At 40.1% G+C, this 16,512-nt stretch carries 14 protein-coding genes, 1 tRNA gene and 2 pseudogenes; 9 read left to right on the plus strand and 8 right to left on the minus strand.

The window, feature by feature from the left end; genetic code table 11:
• Nucleotides 1-15 precede the first annotated feature (15 nt).
• Nucleotides 16-1,191, plus strand: a complete 1,176-nt coding sequence (locus tag ABF638_RS09485) for a patatin-like phospholipase family protein (RefSeq protein ID WP_435022268.1) — start codon at nt 16-18, stop codon at nt 1,189-1,191.
• An 830-nt stretch (nt 1,192-2,021) separates the two neighbouring features.
• Here ABF638_RS09485 and tsaE read toward each other — a convergent pair.
• Together tsaE and ABF638_RS09495 are read right to left on the minus strand one after the other, a co-directional pair.
• On the minus strand, nt 2,022-2,477 hold the full coding sequence (gene tsaE, locus ABF638_RS09490; protein WP_181931013.1) for a tRNA (adenosine(37)-N6)-threonylcarbamoyltransferase complex ATPase subunit type 1 TsaE: 456 nt from the start codon (nt 2,475-2,477) through the stop codon (nt 2,022-2,024).
• Nucleotides 2,478-2,533: 56 nt separating this feature from the next.
• Nucleotides 2,534-3,904: a gluconeogenesis factor YvcK family protein gene (locus ABF638_RS09495; protein WP_435022270.1), complete on the minus strand. Its 1,371-nt coding sequence runs from the start codon at nt 3,902-3,904 to the stop codon at nt 2,534-2,536.
• Between the two features lie 175 nt (nt 3,905-4,079).
• Between ABF638_RS09495 and ruvC the strand changes: the two genes are divergently transcribed.
• The 4 genes from ruvC to ABF638_RS09515 all read left to right on the plus strand — a co-directional run bounded on the left by ruvC (nt 4,080) and on the right by ABF638_RS09515 (nt 6,996).
• Nucleotides 4,080-4,571, plus strand: a complete 492-nt coding sequence (ruvC, locus tag ABF638_RS09500; protein ID WP_435022272.1) for a crossover junction endodeoxyribonuclease RuvC — start codon at nt 4,080-4,082, stop codon at nt 4,569-4,571.
• A gap of 749 nt (nt 4,572-5,320) precedes the next feature.
• A complete protein-coding gene (locus ABF638_RS09505) occupies nt 5,321-5,599 on the plus strand; it encodes a hypothetical protein (RefSeq protein ID WP_181931005.1) in 279 nt (92 codons plus the stop codon).
• A 569-nt stretch (nt 5,600-6,168) separates the two neighbouring features.
• Complete coding sequence (locus ABF638_RS09510; RefSeq protein ID WP_435022274.1) at nt 6,169-6,894, plus strand: hypothetical protein; 726 nt, start codon at nt 6,169-6,171, stop codon at nt 6,892-6,894.
• A gap of 32 nt (nt 6,895-6,926) precedes the next feature.
• A tRNA-Phe gene (locus ABF638_RS09515) sits at nt 6,927-6,996 on the plus strand.
• A gap of 248 nt (nt 6,997-7,244) precedes the next feature.
• Here the strand turns inward: ABF638_RS09515 and ABF638_RS09520 are convergent.
• Nucleotides 7,245-7,586: a hypothetical protein gene (locus ABF638_RS09520; protein WP_435022276.1), complete on the minus strand. Its 342-nt coding sequence runs from the start codon at nt 7,584-7,586 to the stop codon at nt 7,245-7,247.
• A gap of 163 nt (nt 7,587-7,749) precedes the next feature.
• Here ABF638_RS09520 and ABF638_RS09525 point away from each other — a divergent pair.
• Nucleotides 7,750-8,030 (plus strand): annotated as a pseudogene (locus tag ABF638_RS09525) (hypothetical protein); the annotation flags it as partial.
• A 26-nt stretch (nt 8,031-8,056) separates the two neighbouring features.
• Here ABF638_RS09525 and ABF638_RS09530 read toward each other — a convergent pair.
• The 3 genes and pseudogenes from ABF638_RS09530 to ABF638_RS09540 form a co-directional block, all read right to left on the minus strand.
• A pseudogene (locus tag ABF638_RS09530) lies at nt 8,057-8,167 on the minus strand (Uma2 family endonuclease); the annotation flags it as partial.
• 48 nt (nt 8,168-8,215) lie between these two features.
• Complete coding sequence (locus ABF638_RS09535; RefSeq protein ID WP_435022278.1) at nt 8,216-8,920, minus strand: hypothetical protein; 705 nt, start codon at nt 8,918-8,920, stop codon at nt 8,216-8,218.
• 344 nt (nt 8,921-9,264) lie between these two features.
• The gene (locus tag ABF638_RS09540) at nt 9,265-9,936 is read right to left on the minus strand and encodes a LuxR C-terminal-related transcriptional regulator (RefSeq protein WP_435022280.1); all 672 of its coding nucleotides are present in this window, start codon (nt 9,934-9,936) and stop codon (nt 9,265-9,267) included.
• Nucleotides 9,937-10,036: 100 nt separating this feature from the next.
• Here ABF638_RS09540 and ABF638_RS09545 point away from each other — a divergent pair, with 100 nt between their 5' ends.
• The 3 genes from ABF638_RS09545 (at nt 10,037) to ABF638_RS09555 (ending at nt 12,463) form a co-directional block, all read left to right on the plus strand.
• The gene (locus tag ABF638_RS09545) at nt 10,037-10,693 is read left to right on the plus strand and encodes a DUF3386 domain-containing protein (protein WP_435022282.1); all 657 of its coding nucleotides are present in this window, start codon (nt 10,037-10,039) and stop codon (nt 10,691-10,693) included.
• Nucleotides 10,694-10,855: 162 nt separating this feature from the next.
• Nucleotides 10,856-11,359, plus strand: coding sequence for a HugZ family protein (locus ABF638_RS09550; RefSeq protein ID WP_435022284.1), 504 nt, complete (start codon nt 10,856-10,858; stop codon nt 11,357-11,359).
• 216 nt (nt 11,360-11,575) lie between these two features.
• Nucleotides 11,576-12,463, plus strand: coding sequence for an alpha/beta fold hydrolase (locus ABF638_RS09555; protein WP_435022286.1), 888 nt, complete (start codon nt 11,576-11,578; stop codon nt 12,461-12,463).
• 84 nt (nt 12,464-12,547) lie between these two features.
• Here ABF638_RS09555 and ABF638_RS09560 read toward each other — a convergent pair whose 3' ends face one another.
• Nucleotides 12,548-15,355 carry a zinc-dependent metalloprotease gene (locus ABF638_RS09560; RefSeq protein WP_435022288.1) on the minus strand — a complete coding sequence of 936 codons (2,808 nt, stop codon included), beginning with the start codon at nt 15,353-15,355 and terminating at the stop codon, nt 12,548-12,550.
• Nucleotides 15,356-15,854: 499 nt separating this feature from the next.
• Complete coding sequence (locus ABF638_RS09565) at nt 15,855-16,454, minus strand: Coq4 family protein (RefSeq protein ID WP_435022290.1); 600 nt, start codon at nt 16,452-16,454, stop codon at nt 15,855-15,857.
• Nucleotides 16,455-16,512: the final 58 nt, after the last annotated feature.

The following is a 16,512-nucleotide window of genomic DNA, read 5'->3' on the forward strand; positions in this document are numbered from 1 at the left end:
TCAAGGAGAATTGCTATGTCCTTCAAAATTTTGGCTTTAGACGGTGGCGGTATTCGTGGAATCGTTGCAGCACGAATACTTCAACAAGTAGAACAAGAAATTAGAAATCAGGGGAAAGGAAACTTCTTACACGAATACTTTGACCTGATTTCTGGCACTTCTACCGGTTCAATATTAGCCGGAGGGATTGCTGTCGGAAAGGGGAGTGATGAGCTAATTAAACTTTATAGAGATCGGGGTAAAGATATATTTCCACCGGATAGAAAAGATCGCTACAAAAACTTTCCGTCCATCATCAAATCAATTATTGATGTATTTTCCGAATCTAAATATTCTCATGATGGAATTACTAATGTCCTCAAAGATGCCTACAAATCTACAAGAATAAAGGATATTGAAAACCCCATTATTTTGATTCTTGCTTACGATACGCTATATCGGAACACAACCTTTTTTACAAATTGTCATCCCGATTTAGGAGATAGATGGTACGACGACTGTTGTTTATGGGAAATATGTACCGCTTCTGCCTCAGCGCCCACTTTTTTTCCACCATATAAATTAGAGCCTGTAGATAAACAAAAATTTGGTGATTGGGAATTCCCACATATTGATGGAGGGATTTCTGCTAATAACCCGGCTCTCGCAGCTTTGAGTCTAGTTATGAGGATTAGTCAGTCTTCAGTCTCTCCAACAATTAAGCAAAAATATAAGCTAGATAATCTGCGATTGGAAGATATTTCTATCCTTTCTATTGGTACAGGTCAAACTGGTGAACCATATCAATATAACCAAATAAGCAAATGGAGAGGCTTAGACTGGGTAAAAAATCTGACTAACATCTTTATGGAACCTACATCTGAGATTGATAGTACGATTTGCCGACAAATCATGGGTGGATATGATTCTAAACGTTATTTACGTCTTCAGTTTGACTTAAATGAGACATTTAAACCCAAGCCAAAAGAGACTTATAAAGATCCTCGCATTGTATTACCTCCAGAAGATCGAAAAAATCGATTTACAGGAGAAAAAGTCAGTGAAGAAATAGATAACACTAATTCCGAAATTCTTCAGCAGTTAATAGATACTACCTCTGCATTTATTGATCAAGGTCTTACGTACTATACCAGAGACGATTCTGGTTCTCCGATCAAAAAAGCGATTGCCTCTTTCATTAGAGATAACTAGTGCATCCACGTAGGCATATTAACGTTAATTAATTTAGAAGAAAACATCTCGTATTTTTACAGAAATTATCGTAAAAATACGAGATGTTTTAGTTGATATGTTCTTAACATCAGTGCTAATTACAGATGTGAATATAAAAATTTGTTGCTAGTTAAAATTATTAAAATTAGTTTTACAGATTTATAAACTAGTTTATTTTTTGTATAGATTGTCAACCTAACTTGGGAATACTAAGTGTAAGGTAAGTTAGAGGACTTATACAGAATTGATTATTGTTTCACTTTTTTCTGCTAGCTTTCGCTGCTAAATAATCCAGATTGCTTCTCCAAATGACAGTAGGGAAATAATCTGGTTTAACCAAGCTGACTAAATTCTGTAAAAACTCTCATTTAACCCAACAACAGTTTATTTACACTTGCTTGATTCGTACACCAATCATCTAAATCAGTTTTTAACTGCTTATTACAGCAAGAAAGCTACTAGATGCTAATCCTGAATATATATCCCGTTTAGTTAAGAATTGCTGTAGGTTCAATACTATTCGGATAAGATTCCCCCCTGGATTGACTCCCTTTTTAAGGGGGTGAATGGGAAAATAGCCTCCCTTTTTAAAGTGAGCCAGTGCGTTGCAAACTTTCCCAAATTTATAGTAACCGGCGTCGGCTTTGCTGACTGCCAATTTTAGATTGAAGAAAAGTCGATTTGAGATTTTTGGGTTGAGATAACAATGTTAGTGACTTATAGTGGTGAGCGTGGTAGTGGCAGATAGGACGAGTGTGGAATTATCCCTCAACTATTTGCAGAAATTTTTTAGTGTTGCGATCAAAAAATTAAATCGCGGCAATGACTTTGCTAATGGCACAATTGAATGGTATTAGTTCGACTTGACGAGTGCCTCCATGCTCATAAGTCAAACTTACGCTTAGATAACTATCTGGCTTGTAAGGCAATCGTTCCGCCCATTCAACTGCCACAATTCCTGGTATGACTTCAACACCTTCCCAGTAAATTTCTAAATTCAGGGCTGCAACTTCTTGTGGTTCTAAACGATATAAATCCAGGTGGTAAAGGGGGAGGCGTCCTTCTGTATACTCATTAATTAGCGTGAAAGTTGGACTAACAATGGGTTCAGTAATTCCCAAACCTTTGCCAATGCCTTGAACTAGGGTAGTTTTACCAGCGCCTAAATCACCTTCTAGTAGAATTACAGTGCCAGGGGTCAGGGATTCACCAAGAGTAATACCTAAGCGTAGCGTCGCCTCTGTATCTGCAAGAAAAGTTTTCATAATTAGTCATTGGTCATTAGTCATTGGTCATTAGTCATTGGTCATTTGACTAATTTTCATTTTCCGTGATGGCCTCTACCGTACCACCGCAATAACACTTGTGCTAGTTTCTGGGGATTGTGACGTACAAAACCCGTTTCATCTTCATACAAAACATTAGCTGGAACAATTCTTCGCCCTAGCTGAATTACGGCTTCTCTATCGAGGAAAACAGGATGGGAGTTTTGTTGAGCGTAGCGGATGAGTGATTGCTCTGAGGGCGATTTTTTGTGTATTAGTACAGCATCGAATAGCCGCCTTTCTCCACAAGCAGCATCAATTGCTCTAATGTGATCGGCAACAGTGTAGCCTTCAGTTTCTCCTGGTTGAGTCATTATATTGCAGATATAAATACGGGGGGCATCTGTTTGAGCGATCGCATCGGCAATTTCTGGTACTAGTAAATTAGGAATCAGGCTTGTATAAAGGCTACCTGGCCCAATGATAATGTAATCAGCTTCTTTAAGTGCCTTAATAGCTGCTGGCACCGCCGGAGGATTAGCTGGAATGCAGCCAATTTTGACAATTTTACCGCCCGCTTTGGGAATGCTAGACTCTCCGTCAATACGACGACCATCTGCTAATTCTGCCCAGAGGCGAACATCACTGAGAGTAGCTGGTAGTACTTGTCCCCGCACCGCTAGCACTTTAGAACTGGCTGCAACTGCTTGTTCTAAATCTCCAGTAATATCACTCATTGCCGTTAAAAACAAATTGCCAAAACTGTGACCCGTTAACCCATCTCCAGCCCGAAAACGGTATTGAAACAATTCTGTTAATAACTTTTCTTCATCTGCTAGTGCAGCCAAACAATTGCGAATATCCCCTGGTGGTAAGACGCCAAATTCTTGCCGCAATCGTCCAGAAGATCCACCATCATCGGCTACAGTTACAATCGCAGTAATATTAGCGCTGTAGGTTTTCAGTCCCCTCAATAATGTAGAAAGTCCTGTTCCACCACCAATTACTACTATTTTCGGGCCTCGGTACAATCGACGATGAGCCATCAAGACATCAATGAGTTCCTCGCCACCTTCTGCTCTTAGTACCTTAGTAATTGAGCCTACGGTGCGAGTTTGCCCCCAAAGCACTAACAGCAAACCGCCAAGCAGCACTAAAGGGCCGCTGATATAGTTGGGTAAAAGATTGGTGATTACTCCCAGGAAACCCCTAACTAACTCGAACATCCAAAAAATTGGGGTCAACTTAATCCAAATCGCTAACCCCAAACTCGCCAGCAGTACACCCCCAACACTGATCAACAACCAACGTTTTACCGATAGTCCAGGGGATAACCATTTGAACCACTGGTTAACCCGATAGGAAGTACGAGAACGCGACTGCTTTTGCAGGGCGTTGAGGGCTTGTCTGAGAAAACCAATTGACATACCTGATTCGGAGCAGTGCTACAAATAATAATTAACAGAAAATGTACACCACTTGGTTTAAAACCCTAGGCGTGAAACTATTATATTTGTCAATCCCATTAGACTTAAGAGCAAGTGGTCAAGATTGCCAGCATTCCTAGTTAAACAATAGCCTGGTTTGGTAAAAGTGAATTTGATGGAAAAACGAATTTTAGGGTTAGATCCAGGACTAGCAATTTTAGGATTTGGGGCAATTAGCTGCATACAAAATCCCAAAAAGGTGCAAGAGACTACAGTAAATATGCTGGATTTTGGAGTAATTAAAACATCGGCAGATGTAGAAATGGGACAGCGCCTATGTACCTTATTCGATGATTTACACACTGTGATGGAGGAATTTCAACCGGATTTGGTTGCGATCGAGAAACTATTCTTCTATCGTATGTCAAGTACAATCCTGGTTGCACAGGCGCGGGGTATAGTCATTTTGGTGTTGGGTCAGCGTCGTCTTCCCTATGTAGAATTTACTCCTGCTCAAATTAAACAAGCTTTAACGGGATATGGCAATGCCGATAAGTCGGAAGTGCAAGAAGCGGTGGCGCGGGAGTTGGATTTAGATGAGATTCCCAAGCCTGATGATGCTGCGGATGCTTTAGCGGTGGCTTTGACGGCTTCTTATCAGTTGTAGGTGTTTTCAGGAGGTCGGACGCAAGAGCGTGTCGTAGACAAGGCAGGAGGAACCCACCCTTACTCATAGTGGGAGTGAATGTATAGCTAAAGCTAAATACTGAGTAAAAACCCAGTTTTTTCAAGACTTTGAGCAATCAACACTGTCCTAACCTGTATGACTACGGCTACAACTGTCGATTTAAGTGTTTCAACCAAAAATGTGGCTAAATATTCAGGTGCAATAGCGGGCTTATAAAAAGCTCTATTCCTGGGTTTTAGACTAATAAAGCTGTTTAGGAATAGCCAATTATTCATTAACCAGCTATCTGGAATTTACCGAGTAAAGAAGGAAGTGTTAATTTTTTTTACTGCCAATGATGGGAGAAATATGTTAATTTGCAGATCATATTAATTAGATGGGGTAATGAAAGTTTTCCAGAGTTTACCAATCACTAATAACTAGCTAAATCCAGAAAATGTGGCTAAAGTCATGGTCATATTCATGACTTTTTTCATTAGATATTGTTTAACAAATTTATATAATAGTCGTATCAAATCAGAGTAATAGTTCGATTTTAAACCAAAAGTGCTAGATAATTAGCAGAAGCTAATCCCTAATCATCACTTTTCCCTTTTTTATATCTAATCAGACTACCAAAGCTAAGTTACAAGTATTTCGGGAGATTTCTGGAACAAGCATTGCATCTTGTGTAGTCAAATTCAAATTCCAACATCACTTGATGCTTTCATCAGCTCAAGGAGGGACTCATGATTAATCGGGCTATAGACATAATCTTTGTAGATTCATTGGCCTTTGTCATTAATGTCATATTTGGCACACTACTTCATAGTAAAATATGCAATTACTCGTGGGAAGGAAAAACACTCTTAGATCCACAACCAGAAGAAATTAGCTCTAATTCGTTGATTTCAACATCATCTTCGGAAAATAAAGATTTAAGCACTCCTGTCCTAAGCAAATATCCCAAAGTGAATGCAAAAATGAAAGCAGAAGCTTTGAGTAAAAATAGTTCAACGAGTGCGTAGATCGCAATCATTGATCATGAAATAGGGTGTGGGTAATACGGTTTGTAGGGGCAATTCATGAATTGCCCCTACAGCAGAGTTTTGGGTAAATCCTCTAGGCGCATCTTCAAAAAGAAACGGTATAAGGAGCAAGGGGAAGAGATTCTTCTTCCCTTTACAAAATAAAATATGCCTAAAAAATTTGTAGTATCCACTTGACATTATGTAAGCTATACACTACAAATGTAATATAAAGATAAAAGCCTCCTCAAAAGGCAAAACTAAAACCTCTCGCAGCCTTGATAATTGCCTAGATGCTACTTTTTGGGGATTAGTTTAGCAGCTTCTTTCGGTAGTGCCCACTTTTGGGGCCGCGATTGGTGTTCGACTGCTCTGAAACCAACAAACGGACGGTTGCAGGATTCGGGTTCAATTCCCGACGGCTCCACTATAATCTACTTCGATTGAAGTTAAGTGACATTGTATTTGTCTATAACCTTTACCTAATAAAGAGGTGAGTTCAATGATGTTAGCCAACTCATGTTTAATCACAACTCAATTAGTACAACTGCATTTAAACAACGTGAGATATGAGCGAACATCGTTTGAGCGAGATTGTGATTGAGCGTCCTCGCGGTGGGAGGAGAATCAGTCTTAAAAAGGTGACTGGCTTTAAGAAGCAATTATACAAACTCACCGAGGAAGCAAGTCAGGATGGATTGTTGAATTCCTACCTGATTAAACCAATAAACAAATCCAAGTATCTTTCAGATCATCTCGGCCCCTTGCGGCGGTTTTTGCGATCGCAAGTTGGACAGCCTTGGAATGACGTTTACAGCCAACTGTGTCAACGATTAGATCCCAAAACAATGGCCGGACAGCATGTTATCGATCATGTGTGGGACTATGTTGAACGGCATGTAGAAATAATTGATGGTGGTTTTTACAGCAAGCCTTACCGAGGGTATCGAATTCAGCTAGATTCAAACCATCGCGATCGCTTCTATATTCATCCTGAAACTGGAATTCTTTGTGCAGCCGAAAAAGTGCCTCGAAAACAGCAGCAAAAGCAGAAAGAAACTGATATTGTCATCATTGATGATTATCATCAATACCAGAAGATAAACGAGATTTGGTATTTAATTACCTTTGAAGATTTTCCACCACCACCAACTCATTATGTGATGGATGTTGTCAAAGGTATAATTTATCGTTCTGCCGCAATGTATAGAGGTCAAATAATTTACGCTGTCACGAAACAGCAATGTAACAAGAAGGAAATTCGATTTATTTTAAATCAACTTTCTCAAAACTAAAATTTTCACTTCGTGCCCTAACTGGACAAGCTTACATACTAGCCGAATGGTACAGGCATTTGACTGAAGATCAAGCAATTACAGGTTCAAATCCTGTGTGTGAATCAACAGCTTTTTCGACTTGCACGAGGTGATCTTATTTCATTTCAATATGGAGGTGAGAACGATGAAGAAGATTAAGTCTTTCAACATCGAGCCGGAAGATTCCGACGATTTCTGCTTTTGAACCATCGAGTAAACATCGTCGTGGCTACCCATCTGAAAAAGCTGTCAAACTTGGCGTTCGCCTTGTTCATGGCAACATGGAATAAAGCCAAAGCGACTGTGCTACATTCATACCGTCATAAAATTTAGAAATCAGGAAAAGCTTTTTTCTTCCAAATATGGGAAATTTCTGTGTATTGACGCTCTAATTCAGCAGTTGTACAAGTCAGAGTACGTACTTTCTCCTCAACCTGGCTTACCTGTTTCATAACACTAACAGCAAACCCTAAGAGAAATAATGAAAATATTCCTGTGGAACCTTGATTAAGAATATAAGCAATACCACTACCAAATGCACCAATTAATAAAACTATTTGAGCGAGTGCTCCATACATATTAAAACGCACGAGATTTTTATAATCTTCTAGCGATTTTTCATTTGCGATCGCTGTATTTTTTTCTAGAAAGTTCTCAACTTTTGCTTTCACATAGAAAGATATCACAATCGATAACAAGCACATTCCAATATATGCAAAATGCAAAAACATTGTTTCACCCAATAAAAATAGTTCTTGACTGAAATTAGATGTTTTTTTATATACTAAATAACAGGCAATAATCTTGAGTAATTATGCGTAAACAGAGATAATTATGTCTGATATCCGTAAGCTAATCAACGAAATTGCGATCGCAGAAGCACAGTTATATACCACCCAATTCCTTGCGCCCTGCGTCAAAGTGGACGAGTTCGCACATGGGTAGTTGGGATGATCTACACCTTCAGCCCAAAGCCTAGTAAATTTGAAGGTTGGAGCATCTTTCAGCCTGTGGATGAGAAGACAGCAAGGGTTGTGGAAGAAGCAGACTTGCCCCAAATTGGGGAATATCTGCAACACTTTCCCCAAGTACGACTGCGGTTAGCACACTCACTGCTCTGAATTGGGCTGTGTTCTCCTTATGGCATCTGTTTTCGGATGATACGCCCATCAATGTATTCACTGGCGGGTTCTGTCTCTGGCAGATCCAGGACTTCACTTAGAGTCAGGGCTTTAGCAGGGAACTGTACAATTTAAGGTTTTTGTCAAAAATTCATCATTCATCATCAAGATGTTGGAGATTATTTGCACATTTGCAACGTGCGGCGATCGCTAGCAGTGATAGAATTTAACCGATGAAAGTCTTGCAGAGCCACGGAGTAATCATAAGAGTTATACTCATTCTCACTCACGTTGGGCAGTTTATTGCTTGTAGCTACCTGATTCGATTGATTAGAGTTAGCTTCATTTGACGAACTATTAACCGTCATCGCCAACTCTCCTGATGGGTTGATTGTACCCTGAAAACAATTAAATTCTGATTCGGGCATATACAAAGCACCTGTTACCTTGCCTTGCTGCTTTTGAAAAATGATATAACCTTGACCGAGCTGGTTTGCTTTTGGGGATTGACCATAGAGGTAAATCCCATCTTGTACAGGAAAATTTGCTTTTGGTAAAACTCCTGCGCCTTTTGTAGTTCCTTGAGTATCGGGAACCAATGCTGTGATTGTAGGTACTGTTTTTCCACCTCCAGAAGCCGCATTCAGTTGACTTCTCTGCTCCCGAACTTTTCTAAGCTGCGACAAAAGAGAGTTTTCAGAGGTTTTCTGAATCTGAGCCGATGATGAGCTTTTCTGAATCTGAGCCGATGATAATGGAGAATCTTTAACTGATACTACTTGAGTCTGCTTGGCTATACAGCCGAAACCGAGAAGTAAGCCTAAGCCCGCAAGGGAAATTCCCCACTGACGGGGAGATAATAACTGATGAAGGTTGTTAAGCACCCTACTTCTCCTGTTAAAAAACTAACTAAGTTCTAAGAACTTACTTAAATCATAACCAAGTCTTAATTGTTAAAGACTTTATTTACGATTTATATTACTATTGTCCAAAAAAGAAAACTGTCAAAAACAAAAGTTTTTATTTAATTTGGTTCAACAATCTTAGATTATCATCAGTTAGAGTCTTTATAACAGAAGGCAGGAGGCAGAAGGCAGGAGGCTTTGTATGTCGCTGCACTCTACTCAATACAATTATTCTTTTAAACTGGGTATAAACTCCAGAATTAAAGTAAGTTTTCATTCATAATTCTTATCTTCTGCTTTCTGCCCTCTGTTTCCTGTCTCCTTCAAGAAACTTGTATATCTTGTAACTTTGCTACCATTTCTGCACGTGCCGAAACCTTCAATTTCCGAAACATCCTCTTTAAAGCTTGTTTGACGGAATTTTGCGTAATCCAAAGTTTTTCCCCAATTTCCGCATTCGTTAACCCCTGCGCCACCAACTCGGCAATTTCTAACTCACGCGCTGTTAAAGGACTTACTAAAAGCGAATTAGATATTTTGGGTTTTGACCGTAGAGTTGCCATTTTTGCTGACAAATGAATGCATAAAGCACTCAGATCAGCTAAATCGTTGCCATTAAATGCGGGATTTCCCTGATCACGAGCCAAGTTAAGCGTTCCCACAAGACGACCATCGTAAACAATTGGCCCAGTCATTACATGTTCGTGATCCGAGCGTGAGCAAAAATGCTTCCAATCTCCTGGTGATAATAATAACTGCTCATGAGCGGGAGCATGACGTTCAACCACGTAGCGTCCCACTGGATTGCTCTCTAAGCATACTGCCGGAATGCCTGGAATATTAATCTCAGTGGTTGGCTGCTCATCTAGAAGATAAATACCCCAATTTTGCACGCCAAAATGCTCGCTAATTTTATCCGTGAGAGCTAGCCTTAACTCTTGCTCATTCTGGACATTGGCGATCGCATGAAATACGACGTGGAGAGAATTAGCCATAAGTGTACCCAGTTGGGGACTATCCAAGCCTCAACAATTACTTCTATGCTAATACCAAGGAAACTAAAACGCTAATTACAGTAGCGACTAGGAGAAGCACATGACAGTTACACAACTCTCTGCTCAGGAACTTTTCCGGGCTGCTTATGAGAACCGCTATACTTGGGACAAGAATTTCCCCGGTTATACCGCAAATATTACTTTTAAGCATGATGACAAAGTGTTTACAGGCAAAGTTATCATCAGTGCCAATTTAAAAGCCGAAGTTTTGGATGTAGATGACGAAGCAGCCCAGAAAGCAATTCATGGACAAGCATGGGAGATAGCAATTCACCGCGTCCGCCGCAGCTTTGAAGACACTCACAGCGCCAATACCTTTAGCTATGGCAAAACTGACGAAACTGGTGCGGTTGAGCTTTTAATGGGCGGTAAGGCTGAGGGCGATAAATACAAAGTCCGCAATAATGAAGTATGTCATGTTCACCGTCTAATCCACGGTACTTTTGTGACTATTGACACCTTCAGCAGTCACGACACTGGGGAAGGCTACCTGTCCCACCGTTATGACTCTGTTTACCATGACCCCAAAACTGGGGAACAAAAGGGCGGTAGAAGCGAATTTATTGATGAGTATGAAAAAGTTGGTGACTATTTCATCCTAAATCGTCGGGAGATTCGCACCGAGACAGCAGGACAATTTTCTACTCAGGAATTTATCTTCTCTGACATTAAATTGTTGGAACCTGTTGCTGCTTAAGCTGTATTCTAAAAATCGAAAAATTAGCGATCGCTCTTGAGTCAAAAGAAGCGATCGCTTTTATTTTTGGGCATTCCATGCGTAGGCGTAGCTCATCATAGACATCGCTCAATCACGTTAAGATACTTAATTATGTGTTCCTAATCAAGCGATAATTTACTTATGAGTCAACTTGAAAACATTCAAGCTGAGTACGAAAAGTTTCCTGAAGCATTTGAGAGTGTAATCATTAGCACCGTGAGCGCCCAAGCAATACCCAATGCTAGTTATGCTCCCTTTGTAATGGATGACTCCAAGAATATCTACATTTACGTCAGCGGTCTTTCGACTCATACCAAAAATATCTATGCGAATCCTCATGTTAGTGTCTTGTTTATTGAGGATGAAGCTAAGAGTAATCTAATTTTTGCGCGTCGTCGTTTGAGTTTTGATTGTACAGCAACTTTAATAGAGCGTGAAACTGACAAGTGGAATCAAATTGTTGAGCAATTTCAAGGGCGGTTTGGTCAAATTATTGAGGTTTTGCGCGGCTTGTCTGACTTTCGAATTTTCCAGCTAACTCCGAGTGAAGGCCGTTTTGTAGTTGGTTTTGGCGGAGCCTATCAAATCAGTGGTAATAACCTCCATCAACTTGTTCAAATCACAGGAGATGCCGACAAAAAGTAAGGGTAAATTATGAATAAGGCGTAGCCCATTCTGACTCCTGTTAGCGGATAGCTAAGGTTTAGCCTATTCTGACTTCTGAATTCTGACTTCTGAATTCTGCTATATATTGATTCATCAAATGTTCTCTTGATTCTTGAACTATTCAGACAGATGTATTCTGACTCCTGAATTAGTTTGACTGTATGCAAATTAAACTAAACTAAACTTTTTAATTTTATGCTTCAGTTTCAACCTCCTGGCTTTGGACATAAAGTCATCCATACATCCTTGGGGGCAATGGTTTACTATACCCAAACGAATGCACCTTGGACTATCGCTGATACTGAAGATTTACCCCCACTACTATTTCTCCATAACTTTGGTGGTGGAGCATCTGCTTATGAATGGTCTAAAGTTTACCCGGCTTTTGCGTCTAATTACCGCATTTTAGCCCCCGATTTAATCGGCTGGGGAGAATCGGCTCATCCAGTCCGGGATTATAAAATTAGGGATTATCTCAGCACGATCGCAGAGTTTATTATCCAAACTTGTCGCCAGCCAGTGACGGTGGTAGCTTCGTCTCTCACAGCCGCTTTTGCTATCCGCCTAGCGATCGTTCAACCCAATTTGTTCAAAGGATTATTTTTGGTGTCCCCCTCTGGATTTGATGATTTTGGACAGGGTGCTGGACGCAGACTTCCGCTTTCGGTAATTAATGCGCCTCTGTTGGACAGTTTTATCTACATCCTTGGTGCTGAAAATGAAATTGCAGTCCGAAATTTTTTACAAAGTTTTCTGTTTGCTAAGTCACAACGACTATCTCAAGAGACTGTACAGGCTTATTTAACCTCAGCACAACAGCCTAATGCCAAATTTGCCGCCTTGGCATTTTTGCGGGGCGATCTTTACTTTGACCTGAGTTTATATATTAAGCAACTGACAATTCCCACGGTAATTTTTTGGGGAGAAAAGGCACAATTTACCAACATCAAATTAGGAAAACGCTTGGCAAATTTAAATCCAAGAGCAATTCGAGATTTTTGTGCGATCGCAGATGCCGGAATATTACCTCATTTGGAAATACCAGAAGTTTTTATTGGTCTATTGCAACGGTATCTTGGGTAACTGGGGACTGGGGATTGGGGACTGGGGACTGGGGAAGACGAGGGGAATGAGGGAGACAAATGACAAATGACCAATGACAAATGACTACCTAGAAAGTAACTGCGCGTTTAATGCTTTAGTAATGCGATCGCCAGAAGCTTCTAAGTGAGCTAAGGTGTAAATATCAAGGCTTTGATCGTCTGGGTTTGCAGCCGCTCCAAGGGTGGGAATCCCATCAACGCGCTGCTCACCAAGTTGTTTGAGTCTGACATCAATGACTTTTTGCAGTTGGCGCAATTCATACCAAGCCAATGTCCGACCATCTTCGGGTGTATTAGTAGTACCCAACATCATTTGTAGCAAAATATTTAGATATTCCCGTTGCAATGAACGACGAATGCTAGAAATTGGCTTTGGTTCTCCGGGGGCGAAAACTTCTGCCCAGATGCCTGTTTGCAGAGTATCTAACAGTTCTGGAAGAGAAAGTGCTTCCCCAGGCAGAGTTTTTAATTCTATATCTTGTAAACGATTCAGGCGATCGCTGTCTAATAGCGATCGCAGTATGGCACTTTGAAAACTCAGAATGCGATCGTGAATTGGATAATCAAGGCGGTTATAAGGTGCAGAACTACCCCAGTGTTCCCAACGCGACGGTGCCAGTTGATTAAGCAATTCTGGTGAAAAGCTGAAAGCATCCTCTGCAAACACATACTCTTGTAATTTTGTCAATGCTTGGCGTTGTTTTAAAAGTGAAACTGGTACAAATGCCCAAGCAGCATCATCACTAGCATGGAGACGCCGAAACGATTGTCCACCAATGTATTTAGAAAGCAAGGAGGCGTTCCGAAAATAATATTTAAGTACTCTATTGAATTTCAGGCGCAGGTTGCTATAGCTTTCTCCTTTCGATAGATAACCCTTGTCTAGGCGCTGCCACATAAAACGAGCATTATCCATTTGCCACTGCGAATAAAGTAGCACATCACTACTCATGTCCCAGACATTTGCCAAAGGATTGATGTCCCAGATATCTTCATCAGTTGCGTAAGATAATTCTGGTTGAGGCGACGCCAATGCAATCTGCTCTAAAAAACTTTTTTCTGATTCTGGAATAATTGCCTCAAGTGTTGTTGATGGAGATATTTTATAACCATATTCAATTGCCCATTCGTCATAAGGGCCAACAACTCCTGGGAAATAGTCACCTTGCTTTACTCCCTGTGGTGCTATATTCACAGGTAGATAATCCATCACCGAACCAACTAAACCTTTAGTGTGAGTGATTTCAGTATTATTTAATTCTTCGGGCGCTAACATGGTGCTGCCATGAAAGTTGTGGCGCAAACCCAGAGTGTGTCCCACTTCGTGAGCGATGAGAGAACGCAAATATTGATGCACATATTCTTTCATCGTTTCACTACTGGGCGTAGTGTTGGGCAAAATTGACAACGCCAGCGCCCCCATAACTGCTTGATCTGAGGATTCCATGCCATAGCAGAATTCAGAGGAGGAAAAGAAAGCAGGGGAAGAGAAAGTGGAGAATCTATCCAGGAGTTTCCCCACGTCCTCGTGTCCTCTTGCTTTTTCTTGACATGGGTTTGTCTTCAGTGATGAATTTGCTTCCATTAGTGCGTGATATTCTTGCTGAATTAAACGCACCATATTGGCATCCACAATGATATCTGCATCCAATATTTCCCCCGTGAATGGGTTGACGCGCATCGGCCCTCTGGCAAAACCTGCATCCAAAGAATTGAACCAGCGAATAGTGTTGTAATGTACATCTGCTGGCTGCCAATCAGCATCATCTGGCATTTGCTGCACTTCAATGGCATTTTGAAATCCGGCTTTTTCAAATGCTTTGTTCCACATCAAAACGCCTTCACGAATCGCATCGCGGTACTCTAGGGGCACAGCATTTTCAATCCAATACACAATTGGTTTTTTGGGTGGAGATAAGGCGGCATTAGGGTCAGATGGTTCTAGATGCCAGCGATTGATGTAACGTACAAATGATTCATGAGGATTATTGTTAGAGAAATCTTGGAAAGCAGTAATAAAATATCCTACTCTGTCATCGGCAAGTCTGGGAATATAACCATTGTTTTCTCTAAGCTGAGAAAAACTGTAGTGTACCTTCAGAGTGAGTGCCCTACTATCGGGTACGGTGACTAAATTTGATCCTTCTAATGATGAAAAACCGTAAATCGAATCAATCTCCACGTTTTCTGGGAAGCTGTTAACATCGCCAAAATATGACTTGCGTGGGTCTAATCGGTAATCAGCCTGCAAAGAATATTTCAATAGGGGACTTAATCCCGGAAAATCCTGCATTAGCAGTTCATTCAGGTTGATTAAAATATTGTTACTTTTCGGATCAATAGTAGCTATTTCGAGTGAATAAAGAACTGAATCGCTAAATGAACGAGCAAGCGATCGCTGTTCTGCTCTACTTTCTGTGCGGAATTTAACATTACGTACAACAAAATGCAATCTATTATTTACTCGTCGGAAGTAGAAGATAAAATCAGAAAGAGGTAATCCACTATAAATCCCACTTTCTCCAACCCCTGATTCCAATGTCACTATAGCTAGGTAGTCTTTATTTAGTTGCTCTGGTTTAAGTTCTAAGTAAACCTTGCCCGAATCTTCACTACAATAAAGTGTGAAGAGTCCTTCTAGTTTATCTATCTTATTAAGAGTTCCATTAAATTGGCAAAAATCTTCTTTTTGAATCTCGGCAAGATTATTATCAGCAGTTGCTAAGTTTTCATCTTCCGGAAGTGTATTTAGTTGCTGTAAACCAATATTTGAAAGATTTGAAAGTTGGTTTGCTCCTGCATAATCAGTTGATAGGAACAAGCCATACAGTAATACTATACAGATTGCTAATTTCGTTATCCAGTATTTCATCCTTTGGCTTTCAACCTGAACAGTTCTCGTGTTAAGGAAAAATGTGGATTAGTTTGTCGTCTGCAAGCCCTTCAAATATCTAGGGATTACGATATAAATCCACTCATTCAGATAAACAACGCCTCTAGTACAGCACAGCAGATATACAACTAGCATTTTAATTAACCAGACAAATTGCTTAAGCAACTTGTTAAAGGTAGGCAAACTTCCGCCACAGTGTACTAGCCGAAAAGTCGTGTGACTATTGATTGTTATTAGTAGCTCTTTAGAAACTATCTATCAAGCATCTATGTCTGAAGATAGATAAGTTTTACAACTAAAGATATATGTTTTTTTTACTTGTATCTGTATTAAAAACCAAATGTAGCATTAAAAATGTATTTAGTGCTACATTTAGCAGTCGGAGCAATCTCAAGCATGATTTATAAACAAAGAGCTAGCTTTCTAAGAACGCTATTATTAAGCAAATAAATCCTTTTTTCGGATTAATTGTGGAAATTTATTGTAATCTCAAGCGTTTTCTCACATCGTCAATTGGTTCTTCCCAATGGTCTTCAAAGCGGTAGCCCAATAGAAAATCAGCTTTCTTACCTAGTTCTCGCCCTTTCACCAGATTGGCGAAAATCGCTTTTATTTGTTGGGGAGCCAGGATAGGATAGAGCAATTTAGCCAACCACAAACCGATGTGAAGTGATTTGCTGTAGTTTTGTGTAGCAGCAAAAGCAAGTACACCAATTTCTCCGGCGTAGGTGGTGTCAAAATCAAGCAAAACATGAAAAATATCGTGGGTGACCAAATATCGCAGAGCAAATAGATTACTTTTGGCAATGTCTTCTAGTTCTGGGCTGATATTTAATGGTTTTAGTTGATTTGCTCGCAGATGATTGGCATATTCTCGTCCAAAGGAGCCTTGAGGATATTGGCTTAATTGGTTCAAATCAATTGTGGGATAGTATCCTACTACTGGTTGAAGTTTGGAGGCGACTGTTGGAGAAACTTTAGCACCAAAAAAATCAGATTTAAGAATTGCAATATCACCCAAATTTTCTGAGTTTCTATAAGCCAGAATTACTTTAATTTGTTGTAGTTTTTTAAGCATCTCAACTTCTCACGAATGATTTAGGATTGCTAGAGTAAGTTGTCTCTTCCCCAGGATT

This window comes from Nostoc sp. CALU 1950 (assembly GCF_051172895.1).
Taxonomy (GTDB): domain Bacteria; phylum Cyanobacteriota; class Cyanobacteriia; order Cyanobacteriales; family Nostocaceae; genus Nostoc; species Nostoc edaphicum_A.

Coding starts and splice junctions, on each gene's coding strand:
- ABF638_RS09495 (WP_435022270.1), bottom strand. CDS start 3,904: ATGTCAATTGGTTTTCTCAGACAAGCCCTCAACGCCCTGCAAAAGCAG.
- ruvC (WP_435022272.1), top strand. CDS start 4,080: ATGGAAAAACGAATTTTAGGGTTAGATCCAGGACTAGCAATTTTAGGA.
- ABF638_RS09565 (WP_435022290.1), bottom strand. CDS start 16,454: ATGCTTAAAAAACTACAACAAATTAAAGTAATTCTGGCTTATAGAAAC.
- ABF638_RS09540 (WP_435022280.1), bottom strand. CDS start 9,936: ATGGCTAATTCTCTCCACGTCGTATTTCATGCGATCGCCAATGTCCAG.
- ABF638_RS09555 (WP_435022286.1), top strand. CDS start 11,576: ATGCTTCAGTTTCAACCTCCTGGCTTTGGACATAAAGTCATCCATACA.
- ABF638_RS09560 (WP_435022288.1), bottom strand. CDS start 15,355: ATGAAATACTGGATAACGAAATTAGCAATCTGTATAGTATTACTGTAT.
- ABF638_RS09505 (WP_181931005.1), top strand. CDS start 5,321: ATGATTAATCGGGCTATAGACATAATCTTTGTAGATTCATTGGCCTTT.
- ABF638_RS09550 (WP_435022284.1), top strand. CDS start 10,856: ATGAGTCAACTTGAAAACATTCAAGCTGAGTACGAAAAGTTTCCTGAA.
- ABF638_RS09510 (WP_435022274.1), top strand. CDS start 6,169: ATGAGCGAACATCGTTTGAGCGAGATTGTGATTGAGCGTCCTCGCGGT.
- tsaE (WP_181931013.1), bottom strand. CDS start 2,477: ATGAAAACTTTTCTTGCAGATACAGAGGCGACGCTACGCTTAGGTATT.
- ABF638_RS09545 (WP_435022282.1), top strand. CDS start 10,037: ATGACAGTTACACAACTCTCTGCTCAGGAACTTTTCCGGGCTGCTTAT.
- ABF638_RS09485 (WP_435022268.1), top strand. CDS start 16: ATGTCCTTCAAAATTTTGGCTTTAGACGGTGGCGGTATTCGTGGAATC.